We start from the raw sequence: 17,011 nt of genomic DNA on the forward strand, positions 1-17,011 counted from the left end.
TTGAATGTTTGTGTGGTAACTACATTCTACACGAGGTCGTTATGGGCTTCCTTTATATTGACTTCTAGGTGTTGCACTTAATATTACAATCCGTCATAAAGAAAAGAATCTGCTTGCTTTCTTTGGAAAGTAGCAGATTCTTTTTGTTTCATATAATCAATTATGCCTCGGCATAATTGCGTACGGAGACTATAACTTTTTCAATAAATGTCTATTTGTACCGAAAGCGTAGCGGCAGGAAATAATTGTAACTGCCGTTTCACTTACGTTACATAAAACAATTGTAGCTGACGCTTCGCTTTCGCTACCAAAACAATTGTTGAAAGAAGTTAAAGTTTAAATTGCAGAAGTAATGCTTGGAGTTGCTGAGCGTTATTGCTTAATTCCTCAGCTACCTCATTCACCTGCTGCATTGTTGCAGCTTGCTCTTCTACTGCTTCAGCAATGATTTGTGAGTTGCTCGCTGAAATACTCGCACCATTTGCAATTTCTGTTACAGAGGCAGCTACTTCTTCAGCACTAGCTGAGATTTGTTCCGAAGTGGCTGAGATATCTTCAATTTGGTCAGTAAATGTTTGCACAGACTCTGTAATAGAATCGAATGCATCACCGGCCTCATGAATTTTTGCTACACCATCCTGCACAGATACTAATCCTTCATGCACAGCAGTGGCAACGTTTTTTGTATCCGTTTGAATTTCATTTGTAAGGGCGACAATTTGGCCAGCAGATTGCTTGGATTCTTCAGCAAGCTTTCGTACTTCATCTGCTACAACCGCGAAGCCTTTGCCGTGCTCACCAGCTCGTGCTGCTTCGATGGCAGCATTGAGCGCCAGTAAATTTGTTTGTTCAGTAATAGCCGTAATTACTTTTGTAATTTGCCCGATTTCTTCAGATTGCTTACTTAGCTTTTGCGTTAAATCGGCAATTCGTGTAGTTGACTCAGAAATTGTATCCATCTGCTCCTTGGCAGTCGTAATAGTTTCCCCCCCGGTATTAGCAAGCTGTGTCATATTTATAGCATTGTGATGCAAATTTTGAGTAGCCTCAGCAATTCGTTGTACACCAGCAGCTGTTTCATCCATAGCTAGAGCACTTTGTTGAGAGGCACTAGCAGATGAAGTTAGATGGTTTGACGTGTCTTGTACTCGATGTGAGATGTCGCTTGAAGTTGTTGTCACTTCCACAGTGCTAGCGGAAAGCTCTTCAGAAGCGGCAGATAATTGTGTCGCGTTGTCCTGAACATTTTTAAGTAGTACAGATAAATTCTGTTTTAACGCATTCACTGCATTGGCAAGTGTACCAATCTCATCTTTTGAGTTATGTTCAAGCTGAGCAATCGTTAAGTCACCGTGTGCTAACGTATCGGCTGCATTAATCACTTTATGAAGCGGTTGAATGATGGAGCGTTTTACAAAATACATAAAATATAAACAACCAACAATTGCACTTAAAACAAGTAAGGCAATAGAAATAATAATAGCTTGTGCAACTGTTTGGACAACACTACTTTTAACCTTTTGCAGCTGTTCATCATGATAGTTTAATAAATCATTTGTCAGTGTGTAAATTTCTTTGTTGCTTTTTGTAACTTCTCCATTTATGTATGATAAAGCTAAATCTGTATTTCCACTATTAAATGCTTGCACTGCTTTATCAGAACTTGTTAGTAAATCTTGCTGTAATTCGGTTACTTGCTTCATAATATTTTTTGTGTAATCGGAACGAACAATGCCTGAAAGTTCTTGGATTGTTTCTGGTAATTGTTTTTCATAACGTTCTAAATTTGATTTTATCGTCTCATCCTTACTATTCAGAATATAGGAACGTAAAAAAAGCCCCTGTGAGGCAAGCTGTTGCTGTATTTCCTCTGTTAATTCAATTTGCACGATTCTGTGATCAAGTACCTCTACTATATCTCCTTCCACCGACTTAAATTGAAAAAATGCAATAATACTTGATATTAAAAGTAAACAAGTGAGTGAAATAAAACCTATATTTAGTTTTTTTCGAACGGACATATTCGTTCCTACCTTCTTTAATGTATTAGAGAATCAATGGTCTAAATTTACTATAACTTGATATTTTTACAAGGTCAATACTTGATAAATTCTCAAAAGTAGGTAGTTTAATTCCCTTTTACTGGTGCAGATAGAAGGTGATTTTTCCTATTATATAATTTCAAAAGTCCTTTCAACATTTTCCTTTTTCTCTGAATTGATTGACAATTTTCATAGCTTGGCATAAAATAAGGCTAACTTTTTTGTTCGATACAAGGTAGTTGGTCTCGGGAGCGAGGTCAGCCTTAGAACAGATGAGATGAGTTTAGATGAGAATAGCTGAGAAATTGTTGAATAAGAGTAGTAGCGTAAGTGTGCAATTTAGAGAGTCAGTGGCTGGTGCGAACTGATTTGTAGCTTATGTGAATGGACTTATGAGAGTCGCTAATTATCTTCATCCAGTGGGTATACAAACACCTACTGAACGCCGGATGTTATTACGCCAAGGCGGAATTGATAATAGCGAACGGATTCCCCACGTTATAGGGGGTGCTTCGATTTAGACAAATCTTTTTACATTAATTAAAAAGATATGTCAATTTTACTGACGAACTAAGTTTGAGCACATAAGGGAGAGCAAATATGCTCTAATATGAGGTGGCAACGCGGTCATGATCGTCCTCTGCAATTAGGAAAAATCCTATTTGCAGAGGACTTTTTTTATTGCTTCTATTTGCATGGGATGAATGCTCCGAAGATATTACTAATAAATTTGTAGACATTATCGGCGGTGGTTAGGTCAAAAAAAGAAGAACGCCCCCAGGAAGCTTTGCTCTGTGCGAAAGCGAAGCGCCAGCAACAAATGTTTTATCTGTGCGTAAGCGGCAAAGAGCCCAGCCGGAACGGAAATCAACCCTACGCTATGATGATGATCCTTTTTATTCAACTTTATTCAATAAAAGTCGATTCAGGTGCTATACATTTTTTAGTTAAACGTTAGTGAATTTATAAGAAAAGGAGCTTGGTAATTATGCAATCGACGAGTTCAAGAACAAAAATGAAAACCATTAATGCTGATTCTTTAACACCGATTTTAATTTTTAGACGCCTACAAGGGAAGCGTAAATTTTTACTTGAGAGTTCAGCACAGCATGAGGGAGCAGGACGTTTTTCTTTTATTGGTGCTAATCCAAGAAAAACGTATAAAGGCTATGGAGAGGAGATTCAGGAATATTCATATAAGACTGGAAACACCTATACACATAAGGGCGATATGTTTGTTTTATTGAAAAGATTAATGCCGCGTATATCCAATACGACACAATTCCCGTTTTCAGGAGGAGCTGTTGGTTATATTGGTCATGATGCAACAACGATTTTATCAACTGCTCAGGATAAAGTGCAGCTCCCAGATGTGCATTTCCATGTGTATGAGACGGTCATTGTGTTTGATCATGTAACAGATGAGGTTACTTTGATTCATACAAATATCGATGCAGAAAAAAAAGAACCAAATTTAGAAGAGTTGGCAGAGCAACTTTTAAACGGTAGGGAGGATGAGGATACAACTTGTAGCTATGAACCTTTTGAATCGTCTACGAATGAACAATTTACAAATTCTCTTACATCTATCAAAGCTATTTTAGATGAAGATATTACAAGAGTCGTTTTATCAAAGTGTTTTTTAGCAAATTTACAAGGAGATGCTTTCGCTTTATATCGTCAATTGCGTAAAAAACATCCTGCTCCGTATATGTATTATGTAGAGTTTGAGGATCATGTTGTTTTAGGAACATCTCCTGAAAGCCTAATTCGTGTAAAAGGTGAGCGTGTGATTGCAACACCAACAGAGGGGACATATCCAAGAGGTTCCACAAAAGGTGAAGATTTAGAACATGAACGAAAGCTCTATGAAAACACAAATATTAGGAAGTCGCATGCTGTACTTGTTTCTGCCGTGCGACAAGAGTTACAGTCTGTGTGCTTCCGAGATTCCATTCAAGTCATTGAGGCGATGAGAATTGAACGCTCAAAGCATGCATTACACATGGCATCGAGAGTCGAAGGGCAAATATTACCGATGCTCCATGCACTGGATGTATTAGCTGCGACGTTACCACCTTTTGCATCAGCAAGTATGCCAAAAGAACAGGTAAGGGACTATTTTGGGAAATCTAATCAAGTTACGGAGATATTTAGAGGAGCTCTTGGATTTATTGGTTTTAACGGTCATCTTGATTTTGCTTTAACAGGGAAATCCATTGTCATAGAAAATGAAACGATGCATCTGCAAACAACTGTAACGGTGACCAAATACACAAATGTCGATGAAAGTTTAAAACAAATAGAAGAGGACCAACAGGAATTTTTACAGCTACTTGAAAAAGAAGGAGGTCCACATTAATGGATGGTATTCGTCAAAAAATACAACAACGAGAGCATTTAATGTATGAGGAAATGCTAAAGGCAGCAAAATGGATGTTCCAAGATGACACACCGAAGGAAGAAATTGCAAGCTTTTTAACAGCATTATCTGTTAAAGGTGAAACAGCACATGAAGTAGCGGCATTAGCTACCGTTATGCGTTCCTTTGCACTAGACGTACCAGCAAAAGCTGGGATCTATATGGATAATTGCGGAACCGGTGGTGATGGTCTTAATACATTTAATATAAGTACGGCTTGCGCCTTTGTGTTAGCAGGGGCAGGTGTCAAAATGGCGAAGCACGGGAATCGCAAAATTTCTTCGGCATCCGGAAGCTCTGATGTTTTGGAAGCACTCGGTATTCATACGAATATTTCCATTGAGCAAACTGTTGAGCTGTTAGAGAAAGAAGGAATAGCCTTTTTATATGCTCCAAATGTGCATCCAAAATTAAAGCGAATCGGCGAGGTACGTCGGGCACTAGGCAAGCCAACTATATTTAATCTTGTCGGTCCACTTACGAATCCAGTGCCTTTATCGACGCAATTTACCGGCATTAACCGTCCGAATTTTGTCATGGAGTATGCTTCGGTATTACAAATGCTCGGGCGTGAACGTGCAATGGTCGTTTCTGGGCCACTAGGTTTAGACGAGGCGTCATTAGCTGGCCAAAATACTTTTGTCTTAGTAGATAAAGGAGACTTGATTCCTTTTTCTTTAACTCCAGAGGATGCGGGTCTTAGCTATGCACCAATAGAGGCCATTCGTGGAGGCAATGCAGATGAAAATGCCGCTATTATGCGTAAATTATTAGCTGGTGAACAAAGTGCTTACTTTGACACGGTTTTATTGAATGCTGGTATTGGGTTGTTCAGCTATGGAATTTCTGAAACTGTTAAAGAAGGTGTAGAAATGGCGAAGGATAGTATTTTTAGCGGTCGTGCCCTTCAAAAATTAGAGGCAGTTGTCGCTTATAGTGAGCATATTAAAAGAGTGGAGGTCCAACAATGAATATCTTAAATAAAATTCTTGAACAAAAAAAGATAGAAGTTAGTGCTTTACTTGAACAGCCCGACCCGTTAGCTAATTTTACAGAAAATCTGCGTCCGTCATTATTTGAACGATTGAGAAAAGCTGAAACATTACAGGTTATTTCTGAAATGAAGCGTGCTTCCCCTTCAAAGGGACTTATCGCAGAAGGGGCAGATCCAGTGGCGCAGGCAAAAAAATATGCAGAAGCTGGAGCAGCGGCCATTTCTGTTTTAACAGATAAAAAGTTTTTTAAAGGCTCCTTTGATGATTTAGCTGCAGTTGCAAATGCTGTTCAAACGCCACTTCTTTGTAAGGACTTTATGATCGATCGTGTGCAAATTCGATTTGCAAAGGCATCAGGTGCATCTATTATTTTACTAATTGTAGCCGCGTTAACAGATGAGGCATTACGCGATCTATATAGCTATGCAACAGGCTTAAATCTAGAAGTCTTAGTGGAGGTGCATGATTTAGAGGAGCTTGAACGTGCTATTGCAGTGGGGGCCAAGCTAATTGGCGTCAATAACCGTGATTTACGTACCTTTGAGGTGAGTCTGGAACGGACACGTGAAATTGCAGAAGCTTTTCCGTTCGAAGGAGAGAAAGTATTAATAAGTGAAAGTGGGATTTGGACGCAAGAAGACGCTAAAGTAGTGGCAGCCATGGGGGCTAGTGGCGTTCTTGTAGGTGAGTCATTAATGCGCAGTGGTGATGCAGGTACTGCGCTAAAAAGTTTACAGGTCAATAAGGTGGGGGCATCTGTATGACGAAGGTAAAAATTTGTGGACTGAAGGAACAACAGCATGTGCAGGCAGCGGTAGAGGCAGGAGCGGATGTAATTGGTTTTGTCTTTGCACCAAGTAAACGACGAGTGACGGTTGAACAGGCACAGCAATTAGCCAAACATGTGCCAGAGGGCGTTTTAAAAATCGGTGTTTTTGTTAATCCAAGCGCAGCGGAATTACGTACAGCGGTAGAAAGCGTGCCATTAGATTATGTGCAATATCATGGGGAAGAATCTCCGGAGTTTATTCGTCAGCAAGGTTATCCAGCCATTAAAGCTTTATCCGTAAGAGGTATTGAAAATGTTCAGGCTGCTGCTAACTATGATGTAGACTATTACTTATTTGATGCACCAGGGACAGATTTTAAAGGTGGCAGTGGTCACACGTTTGATTGGACCCTCTTAGAGATGGTAGGGATTCCACGAGAAAAGCTAATTTTAGCAGGTGGTTTGCAAGTTGAAAATATTGAAGAAGCAGTATCACTTGTGTCGCCATTTATGGTAGATGTATCGAGTGGCGTAGAGACAGACGGTGTAAAAGACATAGTAAAAATAAACGCATTTATACAGGCAGTGAAGAAGGGAAGAGTATAATGGTAAATTCAATTGCAAATAGTGTACCGACAAAGGAAGGGCGTTATGGGAAATTTGGTGGACAATTTGTTCCGGAAACATTAATGACAGCTTTGTTGGAATTAGAGGCGGCCTATGATGAGGCAATGAATGATCAAACATTTACTGAGGAATTGGCCTATTATTTACAACAATACGTTGGCCGTGAGACGCCATTGTATTATGCAGAAAATTTAACAAAAGAGCTAGGCGGCGCGAAGATTTATTTAAAACGTGAAGATTTAAATCATACTGGAGCCCATAAGATTAATAATGCGATTGGTCAAGCGCTTCTTGCAAAACGAATGGGCAAAAAGAAAATAGTGGCAGAAACAGGTGCAGGGCAGCACGGGGTGGCAACGGCAACTGCATGCGCATTATTGAATCTTGAATGTGTTGTATTTATGGGAGCGGAGGATATAGAACGTCAACAATTGAATGTCTTTCGCATGGAGTTACTCGGTACAAAAGTGGAGTCTGTAGAAACAGGTTCAAAAACATTGAAGGATGCTGTCAATGCAGCACTGCGCTACTGGGTGACAAATGTTGAAGATACTCATTATATTTTAGGCTCAGCTTTAGGACCACATCCATTCCCAAAAATCGTTAGGGATTTCCAGCGTGTAATTGGCGTTGAAACTAGAGAACAGATTTTAGCTAAGGAAGGGCGTTTACCAGATGCAGTCGTTGCTTGTATAGGTGGAGGTAGTAATGCAATCGGTATGTTCCATCCTTTTGTCGACGATGAAACTGTAGCGCTATACGGAGTAGAGGCTGCAGGCAGTGGCATTGAGACAGGAAAGCATGCAGCAGCAATCGCTGGTGGACAACTAGGCGTTTTACACGGTGCATACATGTATTTATTACAAGATGAAAATGGCTTTGTGCAAGAGGCACATTCTATTTCAGCTGGTTTAGATTATCCAGGGAAGGGCCCGGAGCATTGTTATTTACATGATATTGGGCGTGTTACATTTGATGCGATTACAGATAGTGAAGCACTTGAGGGTTTGCAGTTACTGTGTAGAACAGAAGGTATACTACCTGCGCTAGAAAGCTCTCATGCCATTGCCTATACAGCAAAACTTGCGAAGACAATGTCTACAGATGACATCATTGTTGTGTGCTTATCCGGCCGAGGAGATAAAGATGTTCATACTGTTCGTAAAGCATTAGGAGGAGAAATGTAATGACAACACTACAGCAGGCAATTGAACAAACGAAGATCGCTGGTAATAAAGCATTTATACCATATATTATGGCGGGCGATGGAGGACTGGAAACTTTGAAGCCAACGATCCTGAAGTTACAGCAAATGGGTGTAACGGCCATTGAAGTTGGGATACCGTTCACGGATCCTGTAGCAGATGGGCCTACGATAGAGCAAGCAGGTGAACGGGCTTTAGCAGAAGGTGTGACATTACGTAAAGTGCTAGAAGCATTAGCTTCATTTAAAGAAGAAATTCAAGTTCCGTTAGTTGTTATGACTTATTTTAATCCTGTTTTAGCTTTTGGGTTAGAGTCTTTCGCGAAGGCTTGTGTAGCGGGGGGCGTTAAAGGATTAATCGTTCCTGATGTACCACTTGAAGAAAGTGCCGTTTTACGTGACACATTAAATCCTCAAGGTATCGACATCGTTCAACTTGTATCGTTAACAAGTCCTCCAGAGCGAATTGCACGTATCGCGGCTGCTAGTCAAGGCTTCGTTTATGCTGTGACAGTCAATGGAATCACAGGGGCTCGCACAAGCTTTGCAAATGATTTACAGGATCATTTTGCTCGCTTACGTGAAGCAAGTCAAATACCAGTACTAGCTGGCTTTGGAATTTCAACACCCGAGCAAGTGGTTAGCATGGGGGCACTTAGTGATGGCGTAATCGTTGGTAGTGCGATCGTGACAGCATTGCATGAAGGTGATTTAGATAAGGTTGAAGCATTAGTATTTGCTTCAAAAGGTGTATTTCAGAAGTCTACTCTTTAATGGAGTAGGCTTTTTTCTTTTGAGACTGGTATCCAAGGCTTTGACGGTTCCATCCGCGACTTTGGTGGCTCTATCCACGAATTTGGCGGTTCTATCCATGAATTTGGCGGCTCTATCCACGACTTTGAGGTTCTACCCATGAATTTGGCGGCTCTATCCATGACTTTGAGGTTCTACCCAAGGCTTTGACGGTTCTATCCACGATTCTGACGGTTCTATCGACGACTTCGGTTCTTCTAACAACGACTCTGACGGTTCTAACCACGACTTTGACTCTTCTATCTGTCACTCTGACTTCTATCCTTCGAGTAGTTTAGTAAAACCAACGGATTGAATTGAAAATCTAATGGATAAAACTATCATTCTGACAAATAGTGCGGATAGGCTAGATTTTCTGTATAATAGCCTACGTAAGGAAGTGAAAAGATGATTCTATCGAAAAAGAGATGGCAGGTAGAGCACCCAGACGCTAAGCTTGTCCAAACATTACAAAATGACCTACAACTTTCTGCGATTGCAGCGAAAATTTTAGCAGCTCGAGGCTGCGAAACAACTGCTGACGCAGAGAGCTTATTAAATATGACAGAAGCAAGTATCCATGATCCGTTTTTAATGCATGGTATGGCAGAAGCTGTGGCACGTATAGAGCATGCGCTTGAAAACGGAGAGAAAATCCTTGTATTTGGCGATTACGACGCGGATGGTGTCTCAAGCACGACAGTAATGCTGAATGTGTTGCTTGATCTAGGTGCCGATGTATCGTTTAAAATACCGAATCGTTTTATTCATGGCTATGGACCGAATGAGGTGCTATTTCGTGAAGCACATGACGAGGGTGTTCAGCTAATTATAACAGTTGATAATGGTATTTCAGGCATTGAACCGATTCGTGTCGCGAAGGAACTAGGTATGGATGTTATCGTTACAGATCACCATGAACCAGGCGATGAATTACCACCTGCCGATATTATTTTACATCCTCGTATACCAGAAGGACATTATCCATTTGGCGAGCTTGCAGGTGTAGGGGTAGCTTTTAAGTTAGCACATGCTCTATATGGAGAACTGCCAACGCAGCTATTTGAATATGTAGCTATTGGAACAGTAGCGGATTTAGTACCATTAGTTGATGAAAATCGCTACCTAGTAAAACGAGGAATAGAAGAAATGCGCCGTTCACTCAGCCCTTGGGTACAAGCAATGTGTGAAGTAGCCAGCGCAGAGCAAGCTAAAATTAGCGAAGAAACAATCGGTTTTTACTTTGGACCGCGCTTAAATGCTGTTGGTCGTCTAGGAGAAGCGGCGCCAGGTGTAGAGCTATTAATGGCTGAGGATAATGCTAAGGCAATAGCAATAGCGAAACAGCTTAATACGTGTAATAGTGAGCGCAAAGATATCGTAAAAAGTATTACAGATGAGGCCATTGCTCTCATTGAATCAGATAAAAAGGTTGGGGAGTCACTCGTTTTAGTTATTGCTGGTGAAGGCTGGAATGCTGGAGTAGTAGGAATTGTCGCATCTCGTCTTGTCGAGCTTTATTATCGTCCAACAATTGTACTTTCACTAGACCATGAAAAAGGAACAGCTAAAGGTTCAGCCCGTAGTATAGAAGGGTTCCATTTATATAATGAATTAGCGAAAAATAGAGACATATTACCTCATTTTGGTGGGCACCCTATGGCAGCGGGGATGACATTATCTATTGAGCATGTGGGTGAATTAAGATCACGCTTAGATGCTCAAGCGAGAGCATGTTTATCAGAAGAGCAATTGACACCTGTACTCAATATTGATATACCACTAAAAATGGATGAAATTTCAGCAGATGCCATTGAAGAGATTTCAACGCTTGGTCCATATGGTACTGATTTTCCGAAGCCTGTTTATGTGCTCGAAGATGTGGAGATATCCTCCATGCGGAAAATTGGAGCAGCGGAAAATCATATAAAAATAGAATTGACGGATGGCTATGAAAAATTAGATAGTGTTGGATTTAATAAAGGACATCTACACGACGAATTAACATATGGAATTAAAGTTTCATTTACAGGGGATTTACAAATTAACGAATGGCAAGGACGTAAAAAAGCACAATTTATGATAGAAGATGTCCAAACGACTGAATGGCAATTATTTGATATTCGTGGTATTCGCCAAACATCCCGCTGGTTAAATACGGTCCCAAAAGAGGAGGCAACATTTATCGCCTTCCGTTCAGAGACGATTACCTATTACCAGTCGCTAATTGGTGTACCAATCCTAGCAGTAGATCCTACGCTTTCAAATGTAGAACAAAGCAATTATATCGTCCTACTGGATTTGCCACAAAATGTTCAAATGTTAGAAAATGTCTTACGGAAAACAGCTCCTTCCCGTATATATGCACATTTTTACATGCCTGATTCTCAGTACTTCAATGGATTGCCTACACGTGAGCAATTCTCCTGGTATTATAAGTTTTTGAAAAATCGCCCTGCCTTTCCATTAAATATGCATTTGGCTGAATTAGCTAAACATACAGGTTGGCCGTTAGATGCATTAAAATTTATGACACAGGTGTTTTTTGAACTTGATTTTGTTAAAATGGAGAGTGGACTGACGACTGTCAACGTGAATGCACCAAAACAGGCACTTACAGAGGCACCGTCTTACAAACAGCGTTCAGAACAGATTGAAATGGAGCAGAAGCTAGTATATGCCCCTTATATAGAATTAAAACAATGGTTTGATGAACGATTACATTAATATACGAATAAGTTTCGTAGGAGGAGCAATAACATGGATTTAAAGCAATACGTAACAACGGTTGAAAACTGGCCGAAAGAGGGCATTAGCTTCAAAGATATTACAACAATTATGGATAACGGTGCTGCATACAAATATGCAACAGACCAAATTGTAAGTTACGCAAAAGAATTAGGTGCTGAAATTGTGGTAGGTCCTGAGGCTCGTGGCTTCATTATCGGATGTCCAGTTGCTTATGCGCTTGAAATAGGTTTTGCGCCTGTTCGTAAGCCAGGAAAATTACCACGTGAAGTGATCAGTGCTGACTACGGTCTTGAATACGGTAAAGATACACTAACAATGCATAAAGATGCGATTAAACCAGGTCAAAAAGTATTAATCTGTGATGACTTACTTGCGACTGGTGGTACAGTTGAAGCGACAGTGCGTTTAGTTGAACAACTAGGTGGTCAAGTTGTTGGCTGTGCCTTCCTAATCGAGTTAAAAGAGCTGAATGGTCGTGCAAAAATTGGCGACTTAAACATAAAAACACTTATTGAATATTAATGTTTTAGTTGATTAGAGTGAAGGCTGGACGCCCCTAGGAAAGCGCCCAGCCGGAACGGAAATCAACCCCTCGTTTTGCAGACGAGTCATACAATAATATGAAAAGCGTCACATTTTGTGGCGTTTTTTTATTTATAAAGAGATTAATAGATATAGTAAGTATTAAAAATTTATAAATTTAAAAGTAAGGGAGAGTTAGCTTTGTCATATTATGTAATTGATGCTTTTACAGAAACAAAATTAGGTGGTAATCCAGCAGGTGTAGTGATTCATGCAACCCCACGTTTTGCCGAAGAACTATACTTAATTGGCACTTTAATTTCATTGGCATATTAGTTCTACAACAACTTTAAGAATCCATTTTGATCAATCATTTTCAAAATGGATTCTTTTGTTTAGGTTCGTTTATTTATTCTTCATCATAAGATTGAATTATTTTTTGCATAGTTTTCAATGTTTCATAAAAATCCTCGTACTTCTCTATGCCAATATCATTGATAATTCTTTCTTGGATATCTTGCCAAATTGGAGCAGCCTCGTTTAATTTTTTAACCCCTTTATCAGTTAGTGTAATGACCTTTGCTCGAGCATCTTGCGGATCTCTTGTTAAATCTACATAGCCATTTTGCTTTAACAAGTTAATATTACGTGTAATGGTTGTTTGATCGAGTAGCAAAATTTCACCTAGTCGACTTATGGAAACTGATTGTTGATGATCGATATTTGCTAGCATAGAGTATTGAGTAACTTTTAAGCCAGTGGGCTGTAGTAATTTATCATACAATTGTGTCACGACTCGTGTTTTTTTTCGAAGGTTTGCACATACACATATTTGTGTGTAATCTATATTATTCATTGCTCCGTACCCCTTTTCGAGTTGGTTCAATATTATAGTAGCCCTATTGATTTATTTTGTTAAGTTGGAAAATGTTTCTTGACAGTAATAAAAGTGATTACTAAGATTATATATGTATATACATGTTTCCGAAAGGCATTTACTCCAGTAATATATGCATATACATGTATTGAGCTGCAATCTTTTAAAAATTTTTTTAAGAAATGAAGGTGTCAAGATGAAACGTATTCATTATAGCTGGTTTATTTTAGTCGTAACCTTTTTCTCAATTATTGTTGCAGGGATTACAATGTCATCATCAGGGGTATTTATAGACTCCTTTGAAAAAGAATTTAATTGGGATCGATCTTTAATTGCCTTAGCTTTTGCAGTGAGTCTATTTTTATATGGTTTTTCGGGTCCTTTTATGGCGGCATTACTAGAAATAGCGGGTTTAAAGAAAATGATGCTAGGTGCGATGGCTACATTATTCATTGGCATGATGCTTACGCTTTTCATGACTCAATCATGGCAGTTAATCGTTATATGGGGCGGTATTATTGGTTTAGGAGCAAGTCTTTTTTTAACGGTGTTAAGTCCGTATGTAGCCAATCATTGGTTTGTGAAAAGTAGAGGGTTGGCAGTTGGGATTTTAACGGCGAGTACTGCAACAGGGCAGTTAATTCTCTTACCCTTATTGGCGATTATTATTGAACATTATTCTTGGCGATGGGCGATTGGATTAATTCTCATTTTAAGTATTGTTATGTTCATCACTATTTCAATATTTATTAAAAATAAGCCACAGGATATTGGGATTCTTCCTTATGGAATGGAAGAAGATTTAGAAATGCAACAAGAGGATCATAAGAAAAATCCGATTAGTAATGCTTTTAATGGTTTATTTGAGGCAATAAAGAAGAAAGAATTTTGGTTATTAGCGGGAAGTTTTTTTATTTGTGGACTTTCAACTAGTGGATTAGTGGGTACTCATTTTGTTTCATACTGTATTAGCTTTGGTGTCCCTTTCGTAACCGCTGCATCCTTTCTTTCTTTTATGGGAGTGTTTAATCTTGTAGGCACTACTTTATCAGGGTGGCTGTCTGATCGTTTTGATAATCGATGGTTATTGTTTTGGTATTACCTTTTAAGAGGAACGTCTCTCCTTTTACTTCCATATGCATTAATGCAAGGGTCGTTCACTTTACTGACAATCTTTACAATATTTTATGGATTAGATTGGATTGCAACAGTACCTCCAACGATCAGTATTTCTAGACAAATTTTTGGTACAAATAAAAGTGGCATTATTTATGGGTGGATTTTCGCATCTCATCAAGCAGGAGCTGCAGTTGCTGCCTTTGGTGGAGGCCTCATCTATAAGTTTTTCAATTCATATACTTGGGCCTTTTTCCTTGCTGGGATGTTCTGTGCATTGGCAAGTTTATTTGTCATCATCGTGAAAAAACAAACACCTTATCATGCCAATACTTGATAATTAGCTACTCGCTTTGCTTAAGGTGAGACTCTTGTTGCTATCGTCGTTTCTTAAAATTTTATCAACGATTGGCATTTTACAGCAGTGAGCCGTTCCTCCGAATTTGTTGTTGCTGCGCTACGCTTTCGCACAGAAAATATTTGTCCAGGTTATATTGGAATTCGCCGCTAAAAGTGTAAGTTGCGCCGCTAACCAAGCAAAGAACGCCGCAAACCCCCGAAATTGCGCCGCCTACCAAGTAAAGAACGCCGCAAAACCCTGAATTTCCGCCGCTATCGCTTTCACGCAGATGAGACCCTGAAGCGAAGTGAAGCGGCTCATTGGGCGCCCACAGGAAAGCGCCCAGTTGGAACGGAAATCACCCCCCTCGTTATACCGAAAAGCCATACTTTATTTAACACGACACCTTAATTTCATTGAAGCAATAGTTATCACAACAAAAAGTTGAAGCCAGTATCATATCGGTTTCAACTTTTTTTATTAAAAAATTTTTTGACATCAACCAAACAAAAGTTTATAATGTAAACAAATATAATAAAAGGTGATGCTATGAATGAAAGAGAACAGGCGGTCCTTGCATTAATTCGCCAGAATCCGTTTATGTCTCAGCAAGAGATGGCAGATAAGATGAAGCTATCTCGACCAGTCCTTGCTAATTTAGTGTCGAGCTTAACGAAGCAAGGGAAAATTGTAGGTCGTGCATATATTTTGCCTGAGGAAAATGAAATTATTTGTATCGGTGGAGCCAATCTTGACCGAAAATTTCATGTAAAAGGGAATGTCCAATTCGGTACGTCCAATCCTGCTAGCTCTTCATTTAGTGTAGGTGGTGTTGGCCGAAACATTGCTGAAAATTTAGGTAGATTAAATCATCAAGTAACATTGCTGACTACTGCCGGCAAAGATGCTGATTGGCAAGTGATCCAAGAAGCTTCAGAGCCATTTATGAATTTACGTTATGTGGAGCAGCTACCTGACGCTTCGACGGGTTCCTATACTGCGGTTATGGATGAGCAGGGCGAGCTAGCACTAGCAGTAGCAAATATGGAAGTATATGATCTTTTATTGCCAAGTTTGCTAAAAAAACATGAGGCAATGCTGATGAATGCGGGCTGCTTTATTATGGACTTAAACTGTCCAAAAGAAACAGTTGCTTACATACAGCAGGTTGCGATTGCCCGTGACATTCCATTTGTTATCGTACCGGTATCTTCGCCCAAAATGAATCGATTACCGGATACGTTACAAGGGGTAACATGGTTTATTTGTAACACAGATGAAGCTGAGACGATTGTAGGTCATAAAATCGAAAACTCAGCACACTACGAAAAGGCTTTACAGCAACTTCTTACATTAGGTGCTGAACATGTAATTATTACAGCGGGTAGCAAGGGTGTGTATGCAGCTTCCACTACAACGAAGCCAAGTCATTTTACAGCTAAAGCTGTAGAAAAAATTGAAGATGTAACAGGTGCAGGAGACGCCTTTGTCAGTGCTGTAATCCATAGCTGGCTTACTGGGCAATCATTTGCAACATGTATTGATGCAGGCTTAACGAATGCCAAAAATACACTTGCATCTCCATATACCGTAAGACCTGAGCTATCAGTTGATTTGTTAAACAATGAAATGGAGGAATAACAACATGAAAGAATTCATCGTATTATCAGAAGAAGTAAAAGCAGGACAAGCAAAAGGCTTACCAATCGTAGCATTAGAATCAACAATTATTTCTCACGGAATGCCATATCCACAAAATGTACAAACAGCACGTGAAGTGGAACAAATTGTTCGTGATAATGGTGGAGTGCCAGCAACAATTGCTTTAATCGACGGTAAAATTAAAATTGGTTTATCAGATGAAGAACTTGAAATGTTCGGTAATGCACAAGGTGTAGCAAAAGCATCTCGTCGCGACTTAGGCTATCTTTTAGCATCAAAAAAATTAGGAGCTACAACTGTAGCTGCAACAATGATTTGTGCTGAGCTAGCTGGTATTGAAATTTTTGTAACTGGTGGTATCGGCGGGGTACACCGTGGTGCTGAAACAACAATGGATATTTCAGCAGATTTAGAAGAACTAGCACAAACAAATGTTGCCGTAATTTGTGCGGGCGCTAAGTCTATTTTAGATATTGGTTTAACTTTAGAATATCTTGAAACAAAAGGTGTGCCAGTCGTTGGATATGGTACAGATGAACTACCAGCATTCTATACACGTCAAAGTGGTTTTGATGTCAACTTCAAGATTGATACACCAGAGGAAGTGGCCGAAATGCTACGTGCAAAATGGCAATTAGGCTTAAAAGGCGGAGCTGTTATTGCTAACCCAATTCCAGAGTCTGACGCGCTTGAGCATTCATTCATTACTGAAATCATTGAAAAAGCTCTAGTAGAAGCAGAAGAAAACGGTATTCAAGGTAAAAACGTGACACCATTCTTACTTGGAAAAGTGAAAGAATTAACAGAAGGTAAAAGCCTTGTTGCCAATATTGCATTAGTAAAAAATAATGCAGTAGTTGGTACAAAAATTGCTGTAGCGTATAATAAATAA

General features: G+C 39.5%; 14 protein-coding genes and 1 other annotated feature. Of the genes, 12 read left to right on the forward strand and 2 right to left on the reverse strand.

The window, feature by feature from the left end:
• Positions 1–329: 329 nt before the first annotated feature.
• Positions 330–2,021 carry a methyl-accepting chemotaxis protein gene (locus ACIQ7T_RS10820; RefSeq protein ID WP_402870240.1) on the reverse strand — a complete coding sequence of 564 codons (1,692 nt, stop codon included), beginning with the start codon at positions 2,019–2,021 and terminating at the stop codon, positions 330–332.
• Positions 2,022–2,341: 320 nt separating this feature from the next.
• Positions 2,342–2,686 (forward strand) — a binding site (T-box leader).
• Between the two features lie 344 nt (positions 2,687–3,030).
• Here ACIQ7T_RS10820 and ACIQ7T_RS10825 point away from each other — a divergent pair.
• The 9 genes from ACIQ7T_RS10825 to ACIQ7T_RS10865 all read left to right on the forward strand — a co-directional run bounded on the left by ACIQ7T_RS10825 (position 3,031) and on the right by ACIQ7T_RS10865 (position 12,460).
• A complete protein-coding gene (locus ACIQ7T_RS10825; RefSeq protein ID WP_402870242.1) occupies positions 3,031–4,404 on the forward strand; it encodes a chorismate-binding protein in 1,374 nt (457 codons plus the stop codon).
• Complete coding sequence (gene trpD, locus ACIQ7T_RS10830; RefSeq protein ID WP_402870245.1) at positions 4,404–5,435, forward strand: anthranilate phosphoribosyltransferase; 1,032 nt, start codon at positions 4,404–4,406, stop codon at positions 5,433–5,435. The genes ACIQ7T_RS10825 and trpD overlap by 1 nt, the downstream gene beginning before the upstream one ends.
• A complete protein-coding gene (gene trpC / locus ACIQ7T_RS10835; protein WP_370075408.1) occupies positions 5,432–6,223 on the forward strand; it encodes an indole-3-glycerol phosphate synthase TrpC in 792 nt (263 codons plus the stop codon). Before trpD ends, trpC begins: the two co-directional genes overlap by 4 nt.
• Positions 6,220–6,834 (forward strand): phosphoribosylanthranilate isomerase, encoded by a 615-nt coding sequence (locus ACIQ7T_RS10840; protein WP_402870248.1) that lies wholly within the window; start codon positions 6,220–6,222, stop codon positions 6,832–6,834. The genes trpC and ACIQ7T_RS10840 overlap by 4 nt, the downstream gene beginning before the upstream one ends.
• Entirely contained in the window at positions 6,834–8,042 is a 1,209-nt protein-coding gene (gene trpB / locus ACIQ7T_RS10845; protein WP_370075406.1) for a tryptophan synthase subunit beta, read from the forward strand. Before ACIQ7T_RS10840 ends, trpB begins: the two co-directional genes overlap by 1 nt.
• Positions 8,042–8,833: a tryptophan synthase subunit alpha gene (gene trpA / locus ACIQ7T_RS10850; protein WP_402870252.1), complete on the forward strand. Its 792-nt coding sequence runs from the start codon at positions 8,042–8,044 to the stop codon at positions 8,831–8,833. The genes trpB and trpA overlap by 1 nt, the downstream gene beginning before the upstream one ends.
• Positions 8,834–9,259: 426 nt before the next feature.
• Positions 9,260–11,578: a single-stranded-DNA-specific exonuclease RecJ gene (recJ, locus tag ACIQ7T_RS10855; RefSeq protein ID WP_402870255.1), complete on the forward strand. Its 2,319-nt coding sequence runs from the start codon at positions 9,260–9,262 to the stop codon at positions 11,576–11,578.
• Between the two features lie 33 nt (positions 11,579–11,611).
• Positions 11,612–12,124, forward strand: coding sequence for an adenine phosphoribosyltransferase (locus tag ACIQ7T_RS10860; protein WP_370075403.1), 513 nt, complete (start codon positions 11,612–11,614; stop codon positions 12,122–12,124).
• Between the two features lie 201 nt (positions 12,125–12,325).
• A complete protein-coding gene (locus tag ACIQ7T_RS10865; RefSeq protein ID WP_370075402.1) occupies positions 12,326–12,460 on the forward strand; it encodes a hypothetical protein in 135 nt (44 codons plus the stop codon).
• A 73-nt stretch (positions 12,461–12,533) separates the two neighbouring features.
• Here the strand turns inward: ACIQ7T_RS10865 and ACIQ7T_RS10870 are convergent, their stop codons facing one another.
• Complete coding sequence (locus ACIQ7T_RS10870; protein WP_370075401.1) at positions 12,534–12,980, reverse strand: MarR family winged helix-turn-helix transcriptional regulator; 447 nt, start codon at positions 12,978–12,980, stop codon at positions 12,534–12,536.
• A gap of 217 nt (positions 12,981–13,197) precedes the next feature.
• Between ACIQ7T_RS10870 and ACIQ7T_RS10875 the strand changes: the two genes are divergently transcribed.
• The 3 genes from ACIQ7T_RS10875 (at position 13,198) to ACIQ7T_RS10885 (ending at position 17,011) form a co-directional block, all read left to right on the forward strand.
• Positions 13,198–14,454 carry an MFS transporter gene (locus ACIQ7T_RS10875; RefSeq protein WP_370075400.1) on the forward strand — a complete coding sequence of 419 codons (1,257 nt, stop codon included), beginning with the start codon at positions 13,198–13,200 and terminating at the stop codon, positions 14,452–14,454.
• Positions 14,455–15,006: 552 nt separating this feature from the next.
• Positions 15,007–16,098, forward strand: a complete 1,092-nt coding sequence (locus tag ACIQ7T_RS10880) for a carbohydrate kinase (RefSeq protein WP_370075399.1) — start codon at positions 15,007–15,009, stop codon at positions 16,096–16,098.
• A 4-nt stretch (positions 16,099–16,102) separates the two neighbouring features.
• The gene (locus ACIQ7T_RS10885; RefSeq protein ID WP_370075398.1) at positions 16,103–17,011 is read left to right on the forward strand and encodes a pseudouridine-5'-phosphate glycosidase; all 909 of its coding nucleotides are present in this window, start codon (positions 16,103–16,105) and stop codon (positions 17,009–17,011) included.

The organism is Lysinibacillus sp. NPDC096212, assembly GCF_044763105.1.
GTDB lineage: Bacteria > Bacillota > Bacilli > Bacillales_A > Planococcaceae > Lysinibacillus.